Genomic DNA, 14,336 nt, shown 5'->3' with positions numbered 1-14,336 from the left:
CACCAAGACCCTCTTGGATTGCCAAAACGAATACGTTTTGGCCTGCCAACCGGCGAGGGAGCCCCTCAAGGATTGAGGGGTTGGGGAGTTCGATTGATGGGGTCAAGGGGAAGAGTTCCCCTTGTAGGTTCGGACAAAGTCCGAGAATTTTTGCCATCCTAGGGATGGCTCGGCGAAGCCGAAAAGCGTCGCAGACCCCTATTGATTTTGATGCAGAAGCGTCAAAATACGTATAGGGTTACGTCAATTGACACAATTTCGTAGCCTTGCTAGACTTATTGTATCAATTAATCTAGGGGAAGTGGTGGCACTTTATGTTGTTCTCTATCTCATTTAATCAATCTCACCAAAGTTCATTAAGCCATAATAATAGAGAAAACATTTATGGGAATTCTGGTATAGATCTATCCAGGTTAGAAGAGAATATTTACTTTGTTCAAAAAGACATCCGAAGTGTATACAAGGATGTTTTTCAAGAAGCGGTAGATAAGTATAACGAGAAACAAAAACGTAATGATCGCAAAATTAAGGATTATTATGACAAAATAAAAAAAGATACAAAGACACATGAGCAACGGGAATTAGTTGTAGCGATTGGGGAAGGTAAAGACGACGCGAAATATAGGGAAGCCAAAAAGGAAGCGTTAATACAGTATGCTGAGGCGTTTCAAGAGCGGAATCTTAATCTAGCTGTTTATAACATGGTTTTACATGATGATGAAGCGAATCCGCATTTACATATTAACTATGTACCGAATTTCGAAAGTAGTCGAGGATTAACGAGGCGTGTCGGAATGGATAGAGCCTTGCAACAACAAGGCGTACAAGGAAAAGGAACGGAGCTAATTGCGAATTGGAGACAATTAGAAACGGCTTATATTGAATCTTTGGCTAAAGAACAAATTCCAAATTTTGAACGTGCCAATGTGGGTTCCCATAAATATATGAAAGTCCGTCAATACAAGGAATATGCTGAAGCAGTTTTTAATATTGAGAATCAATTTATGGAGCTAAGTAAGCAATTGCCTAATAATAAAATTACGTTAAAGACCAAAAAGAAAGAGATCAGGACAGAGGTAAAACCAAAATTAATTGGTAAACCTGAAATCATAGAAAAAGAGACAGGTAATTATGTTTTTTCTCCAAAGCAACTTGAAAAAATAGAGGGATTGATAACCGCAGCAGTCACTGTAAAAAAAGATTACGAGCGTTTACAGAAAACGGACTTGGTAAAAGAAAATAAGGAATTGAATCGTCAAGTTGATAGTTTGTATGATTCTTTAAAAGAATCTCAAAAGATAAATTTGAAGTTGAAAGAGGAAAATAGAAAATTAAATACTGAAATAGGCTCATTAAAAACTCATATAAAGGATTTGAAGGAGAATATAAGAGTTTTGTATCAACAGACGAAAAAAGCTTTTAAAGAGAAATTTAAGGTGTTTAGAGAGATTATTAAAAATGAATTGGATAGCAGGGGAATAGATAATCAATTTGAACGTGAACATAAGAGAGAAATAAGTAAACATCGGGATTTTGATAGGGAAAGATAGGACTGATAATGATGAAAACATTGAATTGAATGAGTTTGAAGAAGAAAAAGAGAATTGAATGTTGTGTTTTTGCAAGAGATGGAAAGCTTTAACAAGGTGTTTCATGTTATTATAAAGAAAGACATACAAACGAGAAAAACCGCCCATGCTTTGGTCGGCAGGCGGTTTTTCATAATAAGGTTGGAATCAACCAATATATATTCTATATACATTCTAACATATAAAAGTTGATTCCTTCCACTAAGGGAGAGAATTATTTTATGACAAAAGTTGTAGATTTTGGACAAGCTGAAAAAAAAGCGAAAATAAGAGATAGCAAGATTGATAGTATTTATGACCAATTGCAAACTGGTGGTTATTCGGAAGAAGAAAGAGCTATGCTTTTACAGATGTTAAGTAAAATGTCTGGTGGGGAAGAATATTTTATAGGTAAAAAGAAAAAACCTACAGATCGGGTGAGATTTGTGCAAATTATAATGGATAATATAGACTATCTGATTGAAATAGGTTATTTAAGCAGTAAGGAAGAAGCTTTTTTATTCAAATTAACTTCATCTGTAGAATTTAAAACCAATGTTCTTGTAGAACGTGAGACAAACAATCCAGCATCACCTACATATTTAGCTGACAAGTTTAAAATGACTCGTCAAAGTATTTCTAGTGTTATGAATGGTTTATTAAAAAAGGGAGTATTAGCAGTTGCACAATCAGGTGTTACAACTGAAGATGGACGAGTTTGTACTAGTCGTACATGGTTTGTAAATCCAAATGTTATGTGTTGCTCTCCTAAAGATGGAATAGACAAAGCAACTCAACATATCTTTAGAGATTCATTAAGAAATTTTAAAGTTGAAGATCAAGGAAAGAAAAAACATAAATTACCCATTTATTTATTTTAAAAGAATGCAAAAATTTTCTTGCATTCTTTTTTTTTTTTTTATTTACCTTTTTTTAGGTGTCACTTTTTTTTGACACTGGTGTCACTTTTTTTTGACACCCTATCTTCTATAAAACCTTGGTATTACTGACTTTCTTTACTTTGCTCTTCTCACTCTTATATATAGGGCTAAAAGTTCCGCAAGGAACGGGTTGTATTTTTGAGAAGATCACTCAAAAATCTCCACCCTCAATATTAAAAAAGTCGGTTCGTTAATCCTCACCTAAAGGCGATAGCCTTTTCTTTTTAATATTGTCCTTGCAAAACTTTTTTCGGCGGGTTTTTAGCATTCGCCAAGCCGAACAGACCAAAAACGGGGTTAAGTTGCTCGACTTGGATCAGCAATTGTACCAGCCGAACCGCCAATTCTTCCGTTCAAAATATTCTTCTTTTTCTATATCGAATTAACGCTATGTGGGGTTTCGACCCCACACGACGAGCCAGCACTCACACCCAAAAACAAAGGGAAACCTTTTTTTAAACCTATTTTTTCTTTTTTAAAAGGTGAGTAAGAATAGAAAATAAAATTTAATGATATCAATGTTCAATTGGTAAAGTTTTATAGTCTTTAGCGTACAATTTATTTTTTAGAGAACGGATAACATATATGCTTGAAAATTGACATTTGAAGGAACAATCCCAGAATTATCTCCACTTAATCTTGGAATAGCAACTGCTGTTGTACTAGTATTTATTATCTGAAGAGTATCATTAGGATTAAGAGCAACTATAGCTGTTACAGTAAATACACTACTGCTAGTATTAGGGAGGATTCCTATTCGAAAACTAGCACCAGTAGTCGCTCCATTTATTGAAATTACAAATGACATTTGAGAGGTACTTGGAGGAACGCTAATAGTGCATAATATTATATAGACACCTCTAATTTGAATAGTTGCTATACCAGTTGCTAGATTAAAGTCTATATTGGGACCACCACCAGATAAATAGTCATTAATTGTTCCTCCAGATGCAACCACTTGACCAGTAGATTTATTTACATTAAAAGTTGCAATTGGAGTACCTGGCCCCGTTGGTCCAGTTGGTCCCCTTGTACCTGGTGTTCCAGGAGGTCCTTGTAAACCAGGAGTACCTTGAGGGCCCGTTGGACCTTCTATTCCAGGAGGACCTTGTAAACCAGGAGGTCCTTGAGGTCCTGTTGGACCTTCTTCTCCAGGAGGTCCTTGTAAACCTGGGATACCTTGAGGTCCTGTTGGTCCCTCTTCTCCAGGAGGTCCTTGTAAACCAGGGACACCTTGAGGTCCTGTTGGTCCCTCTTCTCCAGGAGGTCCTTGTAAACCTTGAACTCCTTGAGGACCTGTAGGACCTTCTTCTCCAGGAGGTCCTTGTAAACCAGGAGTACCTGCTAGCCCAGAAGGTCCCGTTGGTCCTGTCGGTCCAGGAGGTCCACCTGCTGGTCCAGAAGGTCCCGTTGGTCCTGTCGGTCCAGGAGGTCCACCCGCTGGTCCAGAAGGTCCCGTTGGTCCTGTCGGTCCAGAAGGCCCACCTGCTGGTCCAGAAGGTCCCGTTGGTCCTGTTACACCGATCCCTGTTGGACCAAGTTCCCCTGGAATTCCTTGAGGCCCTGTTGGTCCAAGATCTCCTGGCACCCCTTGAATTCCTTGTACGCCTTGTGGTCCTGTTGGACCAGGATCTCCTGGTTCCCCTTGAATGCCAGGTACTCCTTGTGGTCCTGTTGGACCAGGATCTCCTGGTTCCCCTTGAATGCCGGGTACTCCTTGCGGTCCTGTTGGACCAGGATCTCCTGGTTCACCTTGAAGACCAGGCACCCCTTGCGGTCCTGTTGGACCAGGATCTCCTGGTTCACCTTGAAGACCAGGCACCCCTTGCGGTCCTGTTGGACCAAGATTTCCAGGTTCCCCTTGTGACCCTGTAGGTCCAGTAGTACCTGTAGATCCAGTACAACATGGTCCTGTAGGACCTGTTGGACCTTCTCCTATAGGAGGGAATGCACACGGAAAAGGAAAATCATTACATTTAATAAATTTATCAAATTTACTCATATTCTCACCAACTTTTCAAATGAATTGCAATTAATTGGATGTATACCTAATATGTTATGAAATACATGGTAAATCCGTTTATATGTACAAATATTTAATTTTTCTATGTATAAAAACTTTGTAGCTGAAGATGGTAAAAAACATAAGTTACTAATTTATTTATTTTAGATGTTAATTTTTATTATTGACATCTTTCTTTTTTGCACCTTTTTTACACCCTATATCGTATAAACCTTTGTTATTACTGCTTTTCTTTACTTTGCTCTTTTCACCCTTATATATAGCTAAAAGTTCCCCAAGGAACGGGTTGTATTTTTGAGAAAACCATTCAAAAATCTCTACCCTCAATATCAAAAAGTCGGTTCGTTCATCCTCACCTAAAGGTTATTGCCTTTTCTTTTTGATATTGTCTTTGCGGAACTTTTTTCGGATCATGTGTTTTTTTTGCCAATCCGACAGACAAAAAGCAATGAGAAAATCAAAAGATATACATTTGAAATATACTGGTTAAGTGTGATTAGATTTTTGAAATTATTTTAAATTATACTTAAACTAGCATTTACACCAAAAAATAAGAGGAAAGATACAGTAAAAAATTAATTTTTTTGAAAGGATGGACAAAGGGAACTTAATTAAATACTTTACATATAGCTAGACGTCCTCCTTGTCGAGTAAGTGGAGTTGAATTACCAGGATCTGTAATACCGCTTACTTGAGGGATTGTTACAGAATTTTGTCCAACATTATATATTTGTATTTGATCACCTGCGTTTAAAGATGTTATTAAGATACTCGAAATCATTGAGCCTGATGTGTTAACGCCCATACTCCTTTGCCCTTGAGTTGTACCATTAATACCAACAGCAAAAAGGATAGGAGGAATTGTTGTTGGATCTATAGCAATATAAAAATTTATTATATATATACCTGGGTCAATAATTACTATTGTATCTGGGCTGTTAAATATAAGGTTAGTAACTTGAATACTGTTATTAAAATTAACGGGAGCACCACTTAAAACAATTTGAGTACCTTGAACAGTAAAATTTCCATATGTTCTAGGGATATCTGGACCTGTAGGTCCTTCTGGTCCTGGCTCTCCTTGGATTCCTTGTACTCCTTGAGGTCCTGTTGGGCCTTCTGGCCCCGGCTCTCCTTGGATTCCTTGTACTCCTTGCGGACCTGTAGGTCCTTCTGGTCCTGGCTCTCCTTGGATTCCTTGTACTCCTTGCGGACCTGTTGGGCCTTCTGGCCCCGGCTCTCCTTGGATTCCTTGTACTCCTTGCGGACCTGTAGGTCCTTCTGGTCCTGGCTCTCCTTGAATTCCTTGAACTCCTTGGGGTCCAGTAGGTCCTTCTGGTCCTGGCTCTCCTTGAATTCCTTGAACTCCTTGGGGTCCAGTAGGTCCTTCTGGTCCTGGCTCTCCTTGAATTCCTTGAACTCCTTGGGGTCCAGTAGGTCCTTCTGGTCCTGGCTCTCCTTGAATTCCTTGAACTCCTTGGGGTCCTGTTGGGCCTGTTACACCTATGCCCGTTCCACTAGGGCCTGTTGGGCCTGTTGGGCCAATTCCACCCGGTCCTGTTGGACCAGTTGGGCCTGTTGTGCCTTGTCCTGCGGGAGGAAAGGCACATGGGAAAGGAAAGTCATTACATTTATTGAACTTGTTAAATTTACTCATGTTCTCACCGACTTTTCAAATGAATTGCAATTCTTTGAATGTAGACTTAATATGTTATGAAACAAGTGTTAAATAAGTGTATAGGACTATTCATTAGAGGGATTTTCACATAAATTTTAGATTGAAAGATAAAAACAAGACCTTAAAAAGAAAAAACTAACAGATTAGGTGAGATTTATGCAAATTATTTCTGGATTTCGAGTGTTAGTAAATGAAAATGGAGTTGCACTGGTTGCTATGTATTTAACAGGGGAAACCTTTTTCTAACAGATTTTTTTGATCGTTTTTGTTGTTATAGCTACTTATAAGTAGCTATAAGTTATCTTTTTAAATATTAGGAAATGCTATGAATAAGTATTCATTTACAGTTAACATAACGTCCTATTATCGGTAGCAAATCCTTTGATAGAGTTCTTGTATTTATAGGGATTTTTCTTTTTTTGTCTGTTTATTTGGTATACAGGATTTTATACATTGTTGATGCAGCGAGGTTTCTAGGGATCTTTGCTATTCTTTTTTTGTATAAAATTTTGTATATAGAAAAAAAGATTTTGATGTTGGTATTAAGGGGGAATTAATTTTACTAATGCATAAATATCTATGATAAAACCTGTGGTATTAGCATTTATAAATAAAAAGACACCTTTAAGGTGCCTTTTTTGATTTAAAACATTTTGTTTTTTAGATTTAGATAAATATATTTATAATTTATCTAAATCTAAATACAGTGAAAAGAACATTGTTTGTTACTAATCCAGTGATGGGACTATCCAATGGTCCGGCAAGAGTTATTGGTGTTGCACTAATATTTTGAATTTGTATAGTATCACCACTAGTTAATGTATTTGTTCCGAAAATTGAAATTATATTACCAGCGGTAGTAGCTCCTATCTTAAATCCTGACGCAATAGGATTATTATTAAATACAATTTTAAATAGTGGTGGTGTGTTTGATGATGAAGCAACAGAAATACTACAGGATACTACGTAGACACCTGGAATTGTAATAGTTACTATACCGGTTGCAGCATTAAAATTTAAACCTGTGAATGGAGAACCAGGGAAAAAGTTAGTAATTGTTCCTCCAACTGGGATAATTTCAGGGGTAACAGCACCTTTATTTGCATTAAGACGTGAATCAGGAAATATTGGCCCAGTTGGACCTGTTGGTCCAGAAGGTCCAGTTGGTCCTGTTACACCGATACCTGTTGGACCAAGTTCCCCAGGTATCCCTTGTGGTCCCGTTGGACTAGGATCTCCTGGTACCCCTTGAATGCCTTGTACGCCTTGTGGTCCTGTTGGACCAGGATCTCCAGGTTCGCCCTGAAGACCAGGTACGCCTTGCGGACCCGTTGGACCGATATCTCCAGGTTCTCCTTGGGGTCTAGTTGGTCCAGTCGGACCGGTTACACCTATTCCTGTTCCACCGGGCCCTGTAGGACCAGTTGGACCTGTTCCTCCTGTTGGGCCTTGTCCAGCAGGAGGAAAGGCACACGGAAAAGGAAAGTCATTACACTTATTAAATTTGCTCATGTTCTCACCAATTATTCAAATTAATTGCAATTAATTGAATAGAAGTATACTTAATATTTTTATGAAATAAGTTTAAAATTGGTGTGTATACCAATAGTTATTAAGTGGATTTCTACATGACTATCAAGTTAAGAATTTTTATTATCTCTAAGTGTAAAAAACAATTAAATTTTGTTTAAAGGATAAAAAGAAAAAAATCAGTTGCCAAAATAAAGAGTTTAAAGGGAACTATATTTTTTTATTAGAATATGAAAAAAGTTTTTGGAGAGCATTTTAAGGTATTTGGTGGGCTTGTTAGGAATGGACTAGATATGAAGGGAGTATATAATCAATTTAATCATAAACATAAGAGGGAAATAGTTAATAAATAATGAGCATTTAACATGGATAAAAAAAGGTGCTAATCCATATTAGAATAGCACTTTTTTTTATCTTTTTCGCTTATCAATAATTTGAGTATTATTTGAAAGTTTATTAGGGCAATATTTATTTTTTAGTGATATTTCTATGAGAATATATTTATTATTGTCTTAATTACTATTATATTCGAAATAAAAAATCAAGATAATTTAATCAAATTAATTGATGCTGCAAGTTTTCGGTTATTACAAGTGTTTATAACTGTATCTAATACGTTTCTTAATTGAACTGTAGCATTAGCTGGGATAAATACAATAGATCCACCAGAAACAGTGGCACAAACATTACGATCGGCTTCATTATTAGTAACCCCAAATCGAGTTTGATTGTTAGGAATCTCCATTTCATTTATGAATAATCCCAAATCTCTGTCACCGCCAGGATCGACGGGATTATAATTTAAACTTACATAATATTCAATATAATAAGAACCAGCTTGAACAACATGAATAGTTACTCCATCAGGATCTAAATTTATTCCACCAGATATCTGTCCGATAGAGTTCCAAGGTACAGGTTGATTATTAACCAATGTAACAAAGTTAGTTTGATAAAAATTCCCGAAAGCTGGTGAAAATATATTAGATACTCCATCGATGATAACTTTTTGTTCATATATTTTGCATTCCTTATGACATCTACAGTTACAGTGCCTATGTCCGCATTTTAGACAACGTTCAGACAAAAAAACATCCCCCATCTTATCAATTAGTTATTAGCTATTAGTAAGATATTAATTTTTTTATTAATGGGAAACTTGTTTTAGGAGATTTGATTTATGTATAAAAATCTTCATAATCTATGAAAAATTGATATGTATGATTTTATAAATGGTTAATATAGTAAGGATTCTTGCTATTATTTTTGGGGATAAAATTTTGTATAAATACAAAAGATTTTGATGTGTGTTCTTAAGATTGTGTTTGTAATATGAACTATATAAACTACCCATGTAAAAATTATGAGAATTAAGAATTCGAAACAAGTAATACGTGAATTATTAGGAAAAAGGGTATATCATTGCTATAGCGAATATATTTTTGAGGTGAGACGCTATGAAGACGCTATATAGTCCTGGCGACGTGGTAGAGCAATTAGGTATCCAATCTAGTACATTACGTAAGTATGCTGATGTACTAGAAAAAGAGGGTTATACTTTTATAAAGAATGAACGTGGGCATAGGAAGTATAGAGAAAGTGATGTAATGGTGTTTCGTAAGGTTATTAATCTAAAGAACGACACAGACATGACATTAGAAAACGCCACAAAACAAATAGTATCATGGAATCAAGGCGTTGAGGTATTGCCATTAGAGCGACATGAAATTGAGCGCTATGAAGAACCGGATTTCAACGCTACAACGCTACAGACGATGCTTCAAGATCAAAAAGAAGTCATTGAAAAGCAAAATGAATTACTAAAAAAATTAAACAAACGTTTAGTTGAACAAGACAAGCGATTTGCACAAAGAGAATCAGAGTTATTGAGCGCTATACAAACGATATGGGAATCCCAAACGCTTATAGCGACGAATACTAGCGAAGATATAGCGAAGAACCATGGTCGCGATGAAATGCTTATGCAAACAATAAGAGAAGTCCAGGAAGTTAAGAAGATTATTGCATCAAGTAATGATAAAAAATGGTATGAGTTTTGGAAGTAGGAGTTTTCTTTTTATGGATATCATTTAATATCCACTTCAGATTCCTATTACTGTATTTTGAATGTATACTTTTGTCGTGCGAATTGAGAATATCAGGGTAATAGGTATGAAGTCAATAATTTAGGGAAAATGAATGTAAACTAATATTGAAAAGTTTACTTTTAAAAATCGAAAAAGAATCTGATTTTTAAAATGTATTCACCATCTTTATAAGTGTTTACTCTAACTCTAATTTCATAGCTATGTCCTTTTTTAATTGGAAATGAAAAACCATTTAAATGTACAGTTTGAGAAAATACAATTTTTGATGAATAAGATATATCTCCCACTGTAATTTTAAAAACATCACCATTTGCAGAAACGTCTTTAAAATCAACTTTCATGTTTTTATCTGCAGTTCCCGTAAAAGTATAATAATGTTTATTTGTTGCTTTTTTCTTAGTTTCAAAGTTTTCAAGTATATTATCAGCGTTAAATCAAAATGGATTTAGCGAAACGAATGGAGTATTATAAAAAGCCTAGTAATTACTAGGCTTTTTATGTGAAAAAGAAATACCATGTTCACCTTAATTCATATATTAAATTCAGATTATTTTACGTAAATTTTAATAAAAGGTTCTAATCATTTATTATTTTTTCAATTTTGAATATTGAGGGGATATTGTTTTTCAGTTTTATGCTTATTTCTTCAATTGTTACTATATGTTGAGGATTTAGAGTTATATATATTTTTTTCTCTGTTTCTAAATTTATTAGTGGAATAATAATGAATTTATTGTGAATTTCTCCATTATTATTTACAAGTTCCTTTTTAAGCAAAATGCTAGGCTGAATTGGTACAATATATTCTTTTCCATTGGATAAGGTGATTTTAGAATGTTTAATCATTTCGATTACCACCTTTACTTAATAAAATGATTGATAGGTAATATGATGTTGATATCTATTTTTAATATTTATATTAGATTAATTGCATTTTTAAAACATACTTTTTGAAAAAGGTGGTTAATTTGCTTGATTTGGAATAACAATTGTACTAGTCTAACCGTTATTTTTAGATAGTGAAGATAGTCTTGAAGGATTTATTAAAGGGACCTGTTTCGAAATTTTTCAATAAAAAAATTTAGGTTGAGTTCAAATAGATTTTTGAAACTATTGATATAAGATTATTTTTTCATATTTTTACAACAAAATCTTATTAACTAACCTATTCTATATATAGCCAAACTAGCATTTCCAAATGTAGCAGGGCTGTTACTGTTGTTAATGACAGTTACAGTCGCATTTGCTGGGATATTAACAATTGCAAATGTTGTAATTAGAGTTCCTAATATTGGAAGTTGCGAAAATGCAACGCCAGTTAAAGTACTAGTATTTGGTATAGCCGCTCCATTTACAGCAAGGGCAATAGCTGCGACTAGAGTTGCTGGTGCTTGTATAGTACATTTTGCAATTATATAGTAAGTTCCTGCTGTTAATACAGAAACGCCTGGAGAGGCTAATGTTAATGAAGTACCATTAATAGTTATAGTAGAAACCATAGGGACTGGATCAAATGGTGCAGTTGTAATAGTTGCAGAACTATTTGCTACAAAAATATTATCACCAGGTAACATAGGTCCAGTCGGTCCAGTTGGTCCTACCTCTCCTTGAATTCCCTGAATACCTTGAACTCCTTGGGGTCCAGTTGGTCCTTCTGGTCCTGGCTCTCCTTGAATACCTTGAACTCCTTGAGGTCCAGTTGGTCCTTCTGGTCCTGGTTCTCCTTGAATACCTTGAACCCCTTGAGGTCCAGTTGGTCCTTCTGGTCCTGGCTCTCCTTGAATACCTTGAACTCCTTGAGGTCCAGTTGGTCCATCTTCTCCGGGAGGCCCTTGAATTCCTTGAGGTCCGGTTGGACCTGTTACACCTATTGCTGTTCCACTAGGTCCAGTTGGGCCAGTTGGGCCTGTTCCACCGGGTCCAGTTGGGCCTGTTGGGCCTTGTCCAGCAGGAGGAAAGGCACAAGGAAAAGGAAAATCATTACATTTGTTAAACTTATTAAATTTGCTCATGTTTTCACCAACTTTTCGAATTAATTGCAATTAATTGAATAGATACATACTTGATATTTTATGAAATACTTTTAAAATAAGTGTATTTTAATATTTATTAGGGCTATTTCCATATAATTATTAAGCTTAGTTTATATAAAGTTAAATTGGGATACAGCTATATGTCTATTAATTTAATGATTTTTACTTCTCCCAAATGTTAAAAACGTTATGTTTTCAAAAAACAACTAAATTTAGATTAAAAGATAAAGACAAAACCTTAAAAAAATTAGCTATGAATACTTATTGTTATGAATTAAATGAAAAAACACTAAATCTTAGCATGTTTGTAAAACCATCTCATTTTAAAAAAAAGACGATTCCTTAAGGAATCGTCTTTTTTTTACATGTTCTATAACCCATTGGTTTTTAAAATTTTTTTATATTAACAACTAAAAATATAGATTTTGGCCTATCTATATTTGTAAAGCTTTTTATAATGCAATAATCGAGTAGTATTGTGGATTTCAGCGGGGATTGGAATATGGCTAAGCTGAACAGATCAAAAACGAGATTAAGTTACATAAAGTTTATTGGGTCTAGCACTTAAACTTGCAGTTAGCACTCACTCTCAAAAAAAAAATAAAAAAATGCTTGTTAAAAAACAAGCATTTGTCAACAAATTCAAAAGCAACAACAGGCATATTATAATTTATGTTTATAGGGCTAGTGTAGTGAATGCGAAGTTATAAAACGATAAGAGTTAATGATGAGATTGTTTCAATATTCTTTGAAAAATATTGAAGATAAAAACGAAAAAAAGACCGTATCAATTAGATATGGTCTTTTTTAACTTTTGTTACATTTATTAGGTTATAAGGAGTCGTTTCGTTTTATAATAAAAGTGATAGGATTTTCTCTGACCTCTAAAATAGTGATAATCCTTTTCATATTAACGATTTACAATGCTGTTTAAATACGGTTTCTAAGGTGTGTTTTTTAGATTTTTATAAATGTTCTTAGTTTATCTGATTCTATATACTATAAAACTAACAGTTGGTATGGATGGACCAAGACTGGATGCTCCAAGTGGCGTAAGAGTTACTGATGTTGTACCAGCATTATGAACTCGTAAAGTACTACCGACATTTAATGTGAGTGTTCCTGAAAGTGAAACTACATTACCAGCAGTCCTACTTCCCATGTAAAATGCATTTAGAGGGTCATTATTTGCCACAATTCCAAATGAGGCTGGTATATTTGATGATGGATCAACAGAAATATCACATTCCATATAGTAGACACCTGCAATTGTGATAGTTACTACTCCCGTTATAATATTAAAATCTATATTTCCAAACTGAGAACCTGGGGAATAGTTAGTAATTACTGCTCCAGCTGGAATAATTTCAGGGGTAGTAACGATTTTATTTCCATTGAGACGTGAATCTGGAAATGTTGGCCCTGTTGGTCCTGTTGGACCTGTTGAACCTGTTGGGCCCTCTGATCCAGGAGGACCTTGTAAGCCCGGATTACCTTGGGGCCCTGTTGGACCTTCTTCCCCAGGAGGACCTTGTAAACCAGGGACACCTTGAGGTCCTGTTGGTCCTTCTTCTCCAGGAGGACCTTGTAAACCAGGGACACCTTGAGGTCCTGTTGGTCCATCAATTCCAGGAGGTCCTTGTAAACCAGGAGTACCTGCTGGTCCAGAAGGTCCTGTCGGTCCCGTTGGTCCTGTCGGTCCACCTGCTGGTCCGGTTGGTCCAGAAGGTCCCGTTGGTCCAGGAGGCCCACCTGCTGGTCCAGAAGGTCCCGTTGGTCCAGTCGGTCCAGGAGGTCCACCCGCTGGTCCAGAAGGACCTGTTGGTCCTGTTACACCGATACCTGTTGGACCAAGTTCCCCAGGTATCCCTTGAGGTCCTGTTGGACCAGGATCTCCAGGAACCCCTTGAATGCCTTGTACGCCTTGTGGTCCTGTTGGACCAGGATCTCCAGGTTCGCCCTGAAGACCAGGTACGCCTTGCGGACCCGTTGGACCAGGATCTCCAGGTTCCCCTTGAATGCCGGGTACTCCTTGAGGGCCTGTTGGACCGATATCTCCAGGTTCCCCTTGTGGTCCAGTTGGTCCAGTCGGACCGGTTACACCTATTCCAGTTCCACCGGGTCCAGTTGGACCAGTTGGGCCTGTTCCTCCTGTTGGGCCTTGTCCAGCAGGAGGAAAGGCACATGGAAAAGGAAAGTCATTACACTTATTAAACTTATTAAATTTACTCATATTCTCACCAACTTTTCAAATTAATTGCAATTAATTGAATAGAAGCATACTTAATATTTTATGAAACACATGTTAAAGAAGTGTATAGGGGTATTCATCAAAGGTTTTCATGATAATTTTTTTATATGTATATATTAATCGAACCGAGATATTAAAAAAGATAAGATGTTTGTCAACGGTAAGCGGACCGAAGGGAGCATTAGGGAGTTGACAGACTCACTA

General features: G+C 36.2%; 10 protein-coding genes and 1 pseudogene. 3 read left to right on the top strand and 8 right to left on the bottom strand.

Annotation, left to right across the window (positions count from 1 at the left end):
• Positions 1-314: 314 nt before the first annotated feature.
• Positions 315-1,550, top strand: coding sequence for a plasmid recombination protein (locus AC241_RS32310; RefSeq protein ID WP_050845799.1), 1,236 nt, complete (start codon positions 315-317; stop codon positions 1,548-1,550).
• A 260-nt stretch (positions 1,551-1,810) separates the two neighbouring features.
• Positions 1,811-2,449 carry a MarR family transcriptional regulator gene (locus AC241_RS32305; protein ID WP_050845798.1) on the top strand — a complete coding sequence of 213 codons (639 nt, stop codon included), beginning with the start codon at positions 1,811-1,813 and terminating at the stop codon, positions 2,447-2,449.
• Positions 2,450-3,074: 625 nt separating this feature from the next.
• Here AC241_RS32305 and AC241_RS32300 read toward each other — a convergent pair.
• The 4 genes and pseudogenes from AC241_RS32300 to AC241_RS32285 all read right to left on the bottom strand — a co-directional run bounded on the left by AC241_RS32300 (position 3,075) and on the right by AC241_RS32285 (position 8,827).
• Positions 3,075-4,511 (bottom strand): collagen-like domain-containing protein, encoded by a 1,437-nt coding sequence (locus AC241_RS32300; protein WP_050845797.1) that lies wholly within the window; start codon positions 4,509-4,511, stop codon positions 3,075-3,077.
• A gap of 628 nt (positions 4,512-5,139) precedes the next feature.
• Positions 5,140-6,189 carry a collagen-like protein gene (locus AC241_RS35970; protein WP_050845796.1) on the bottom strand — a complete coding sequence of 350 codons (1,050 nt, stop codon included), beginning with the start codon at positions 6,187-6,189 and terminating at the stop codon, positions 5,140-5,142.
• 1,146 nt (positions 6,190-7,335) lie between these two features.
• Positions 7,336-7,722 (bottom strand): annotated as a pseudogene (locus AC241_RS36150) (collagen-like protein); the annotation flags it as partial.
• 559 nt (positions 7,723-8,281) lie between these two features.
• Entirely contained in the window at positions 8,282-8,827 is a 546-nt protein-coding gene (locus AC241_RS32285) for a hypothetical protein (RefSeq protein WP_050845794.1), read from the bottom strand.
• A 370-nt stretch (positions 8,828-9,197) separates the two neighbouring features.
• Between AC241_RS32285 and AC241_RS32280 the strand changes: the two genes are divergently transcribed.
• Positions 9,198-9,806 (top strand): DUF3967 domain-containing protein, encoded by a 609-nt coding sequence (locus AC241_RS32280; RefSeq protein ID WP_050845793.1) that lies wholly within the window; start codon positions 9,198-9,200, stop codon positions 9,804-9,806.
• 161 nt (positions 9,807-9,967) lie between these two features.
• Here the strand turns inward: AC241_RS32280 and AC241_RS32275 are convergent, their stop codons facing one another.
• The 4 genes from AC241_RS32275 to AC241_RS32260 all read right to left on the bottom strand — a co-directional run bounded on the left by AC241_RS32275 (position 9,968) and on the right by AC241_RS32260 (position 14,114).
• The gene (locus AC241_RS32275) at positions 9,968-10,189 is read right to left on the bottom strand and encodes a hypothetical protein (protein ID WP_050845792.1); all 222 of its coding nucleotides are present in this window, start codon (positions 10,187-10,189) and stop codon (positions 9,968-9,970) included.
• Positions 10,190-10,424: 235 nt separating this feature from the next.
• The gene (locus tag AC241_RS32270) at positions 10,425-10,694 is read right to left on the bottom strand and encodes a hypothetical protein (protein ID WP_050845791.1); all 270 of its coding nucleotides are present in this window, start codon (positions 10,692-10,694) and stop codon (positions 10,425-10,427) included.
• A 314-nt stretch (positions 10,695-11,008) separates the two neighbouring features.
• Positions 11,009-11,860, bottom strand: a complete 852-nt coding sequence (locus AC241_RS35825) for a collagen-like protein (RefSeq protein WP_050845790.1) — start codon at positions 11,858-11,860, stop codon at positions 11,009-11,011.
• Positions 11,861-12,863: 1,003 nt separating this feature from the next.
• Positions 12,864-14,114, bottom strand: coding sequence for a collagen-like domain-containing protein (locus AC241_RS32260; protein WP_050845789.1), 1,251 nt, complete (start codon positions 14,112-14,114; stop codon positions 12,864-12,866).
• Positions 14,115-14,336 lie beyond the last annotated feature (222 nt).

The organism is Bacillus thuringiensis (genome assembly GCF_001182785.1).
Taxonomy (GTDB): domain Bacteria; phylum Bacillota; class Bacilli; order Bacillales; family Bacillaceae_G; genus Bacillus_A; species Bacillus_A thuringiensis_S.
Note: the sequence above shows the minus strand (reverse complement) of the source record. Positions and strands in the feature narration are given on the sequence as shown.

Bases quoted from the DNA above. Each gene is read 5' to 3' on its own strand.
- AC241_RS32310 (WP_050845799.1), top strand. From the start codon at position 315: ATGTTGTTCTCTATCTCATTTAATCAATCTCACCAAAGTTCATTAAGC.
- AC241_RS32305 (WP_050845798.1), top strand. From the start codon at position 1,811: ATGACAAAAGTTGTAGATTTTGGACAAGCTGAAAAAAAAGCGAAAATA.
- AC241_RS32300 (WP_050845797.1), bottom strand. From the start codon at position 4,511: ATGAGTAAATTTGATAAATTTATTAAATGTAATGATTTTCCTTTTCCG.
- AC241_RS35970 (WP_050845796.1), bottom strand. From the start codon at position 6,189: ATGAGTAAATTTAACAAGTTCAATAAATGTAATGACTTTCCTTTCCCA.
- AC241_RS32280 (WP_050845793.1), top strand. From the start codon at position 9,198: ATGAAGACGCTATATAGTCCTGGCGACGTGGTAGAGCAATTAGGTATC.
- AC241_RS32275 (WP_050845792.1), bottom strand. From the start codon at position 10,189: ATGAAAGTTGATTTTAAAGACGTTTCTGCAAATGGTGATGTTTTTAAA.
- AC241_RS32270 (WP_050845791.1), bottom strand. From the start codon at position 10,694: ATGATTAAACATTCTAAAATCACCTTATCCAATGGAAAAGAATATATT.
- AC241_RS35825 (WP_050845790.1), bottom strand. From the start codon at position 11,860: ATGAGCAAATTTAATAAGTTTAACAAATGTAATGATTTTCCTTTTCCT.
- AC241_RS32260 (WP_050845789.1), bottom strand. From the start codon at position 14,114: ATGAGTAAATTTAATAAGTTTAATAAGTGTAATGACTTTCCTTTTCCA.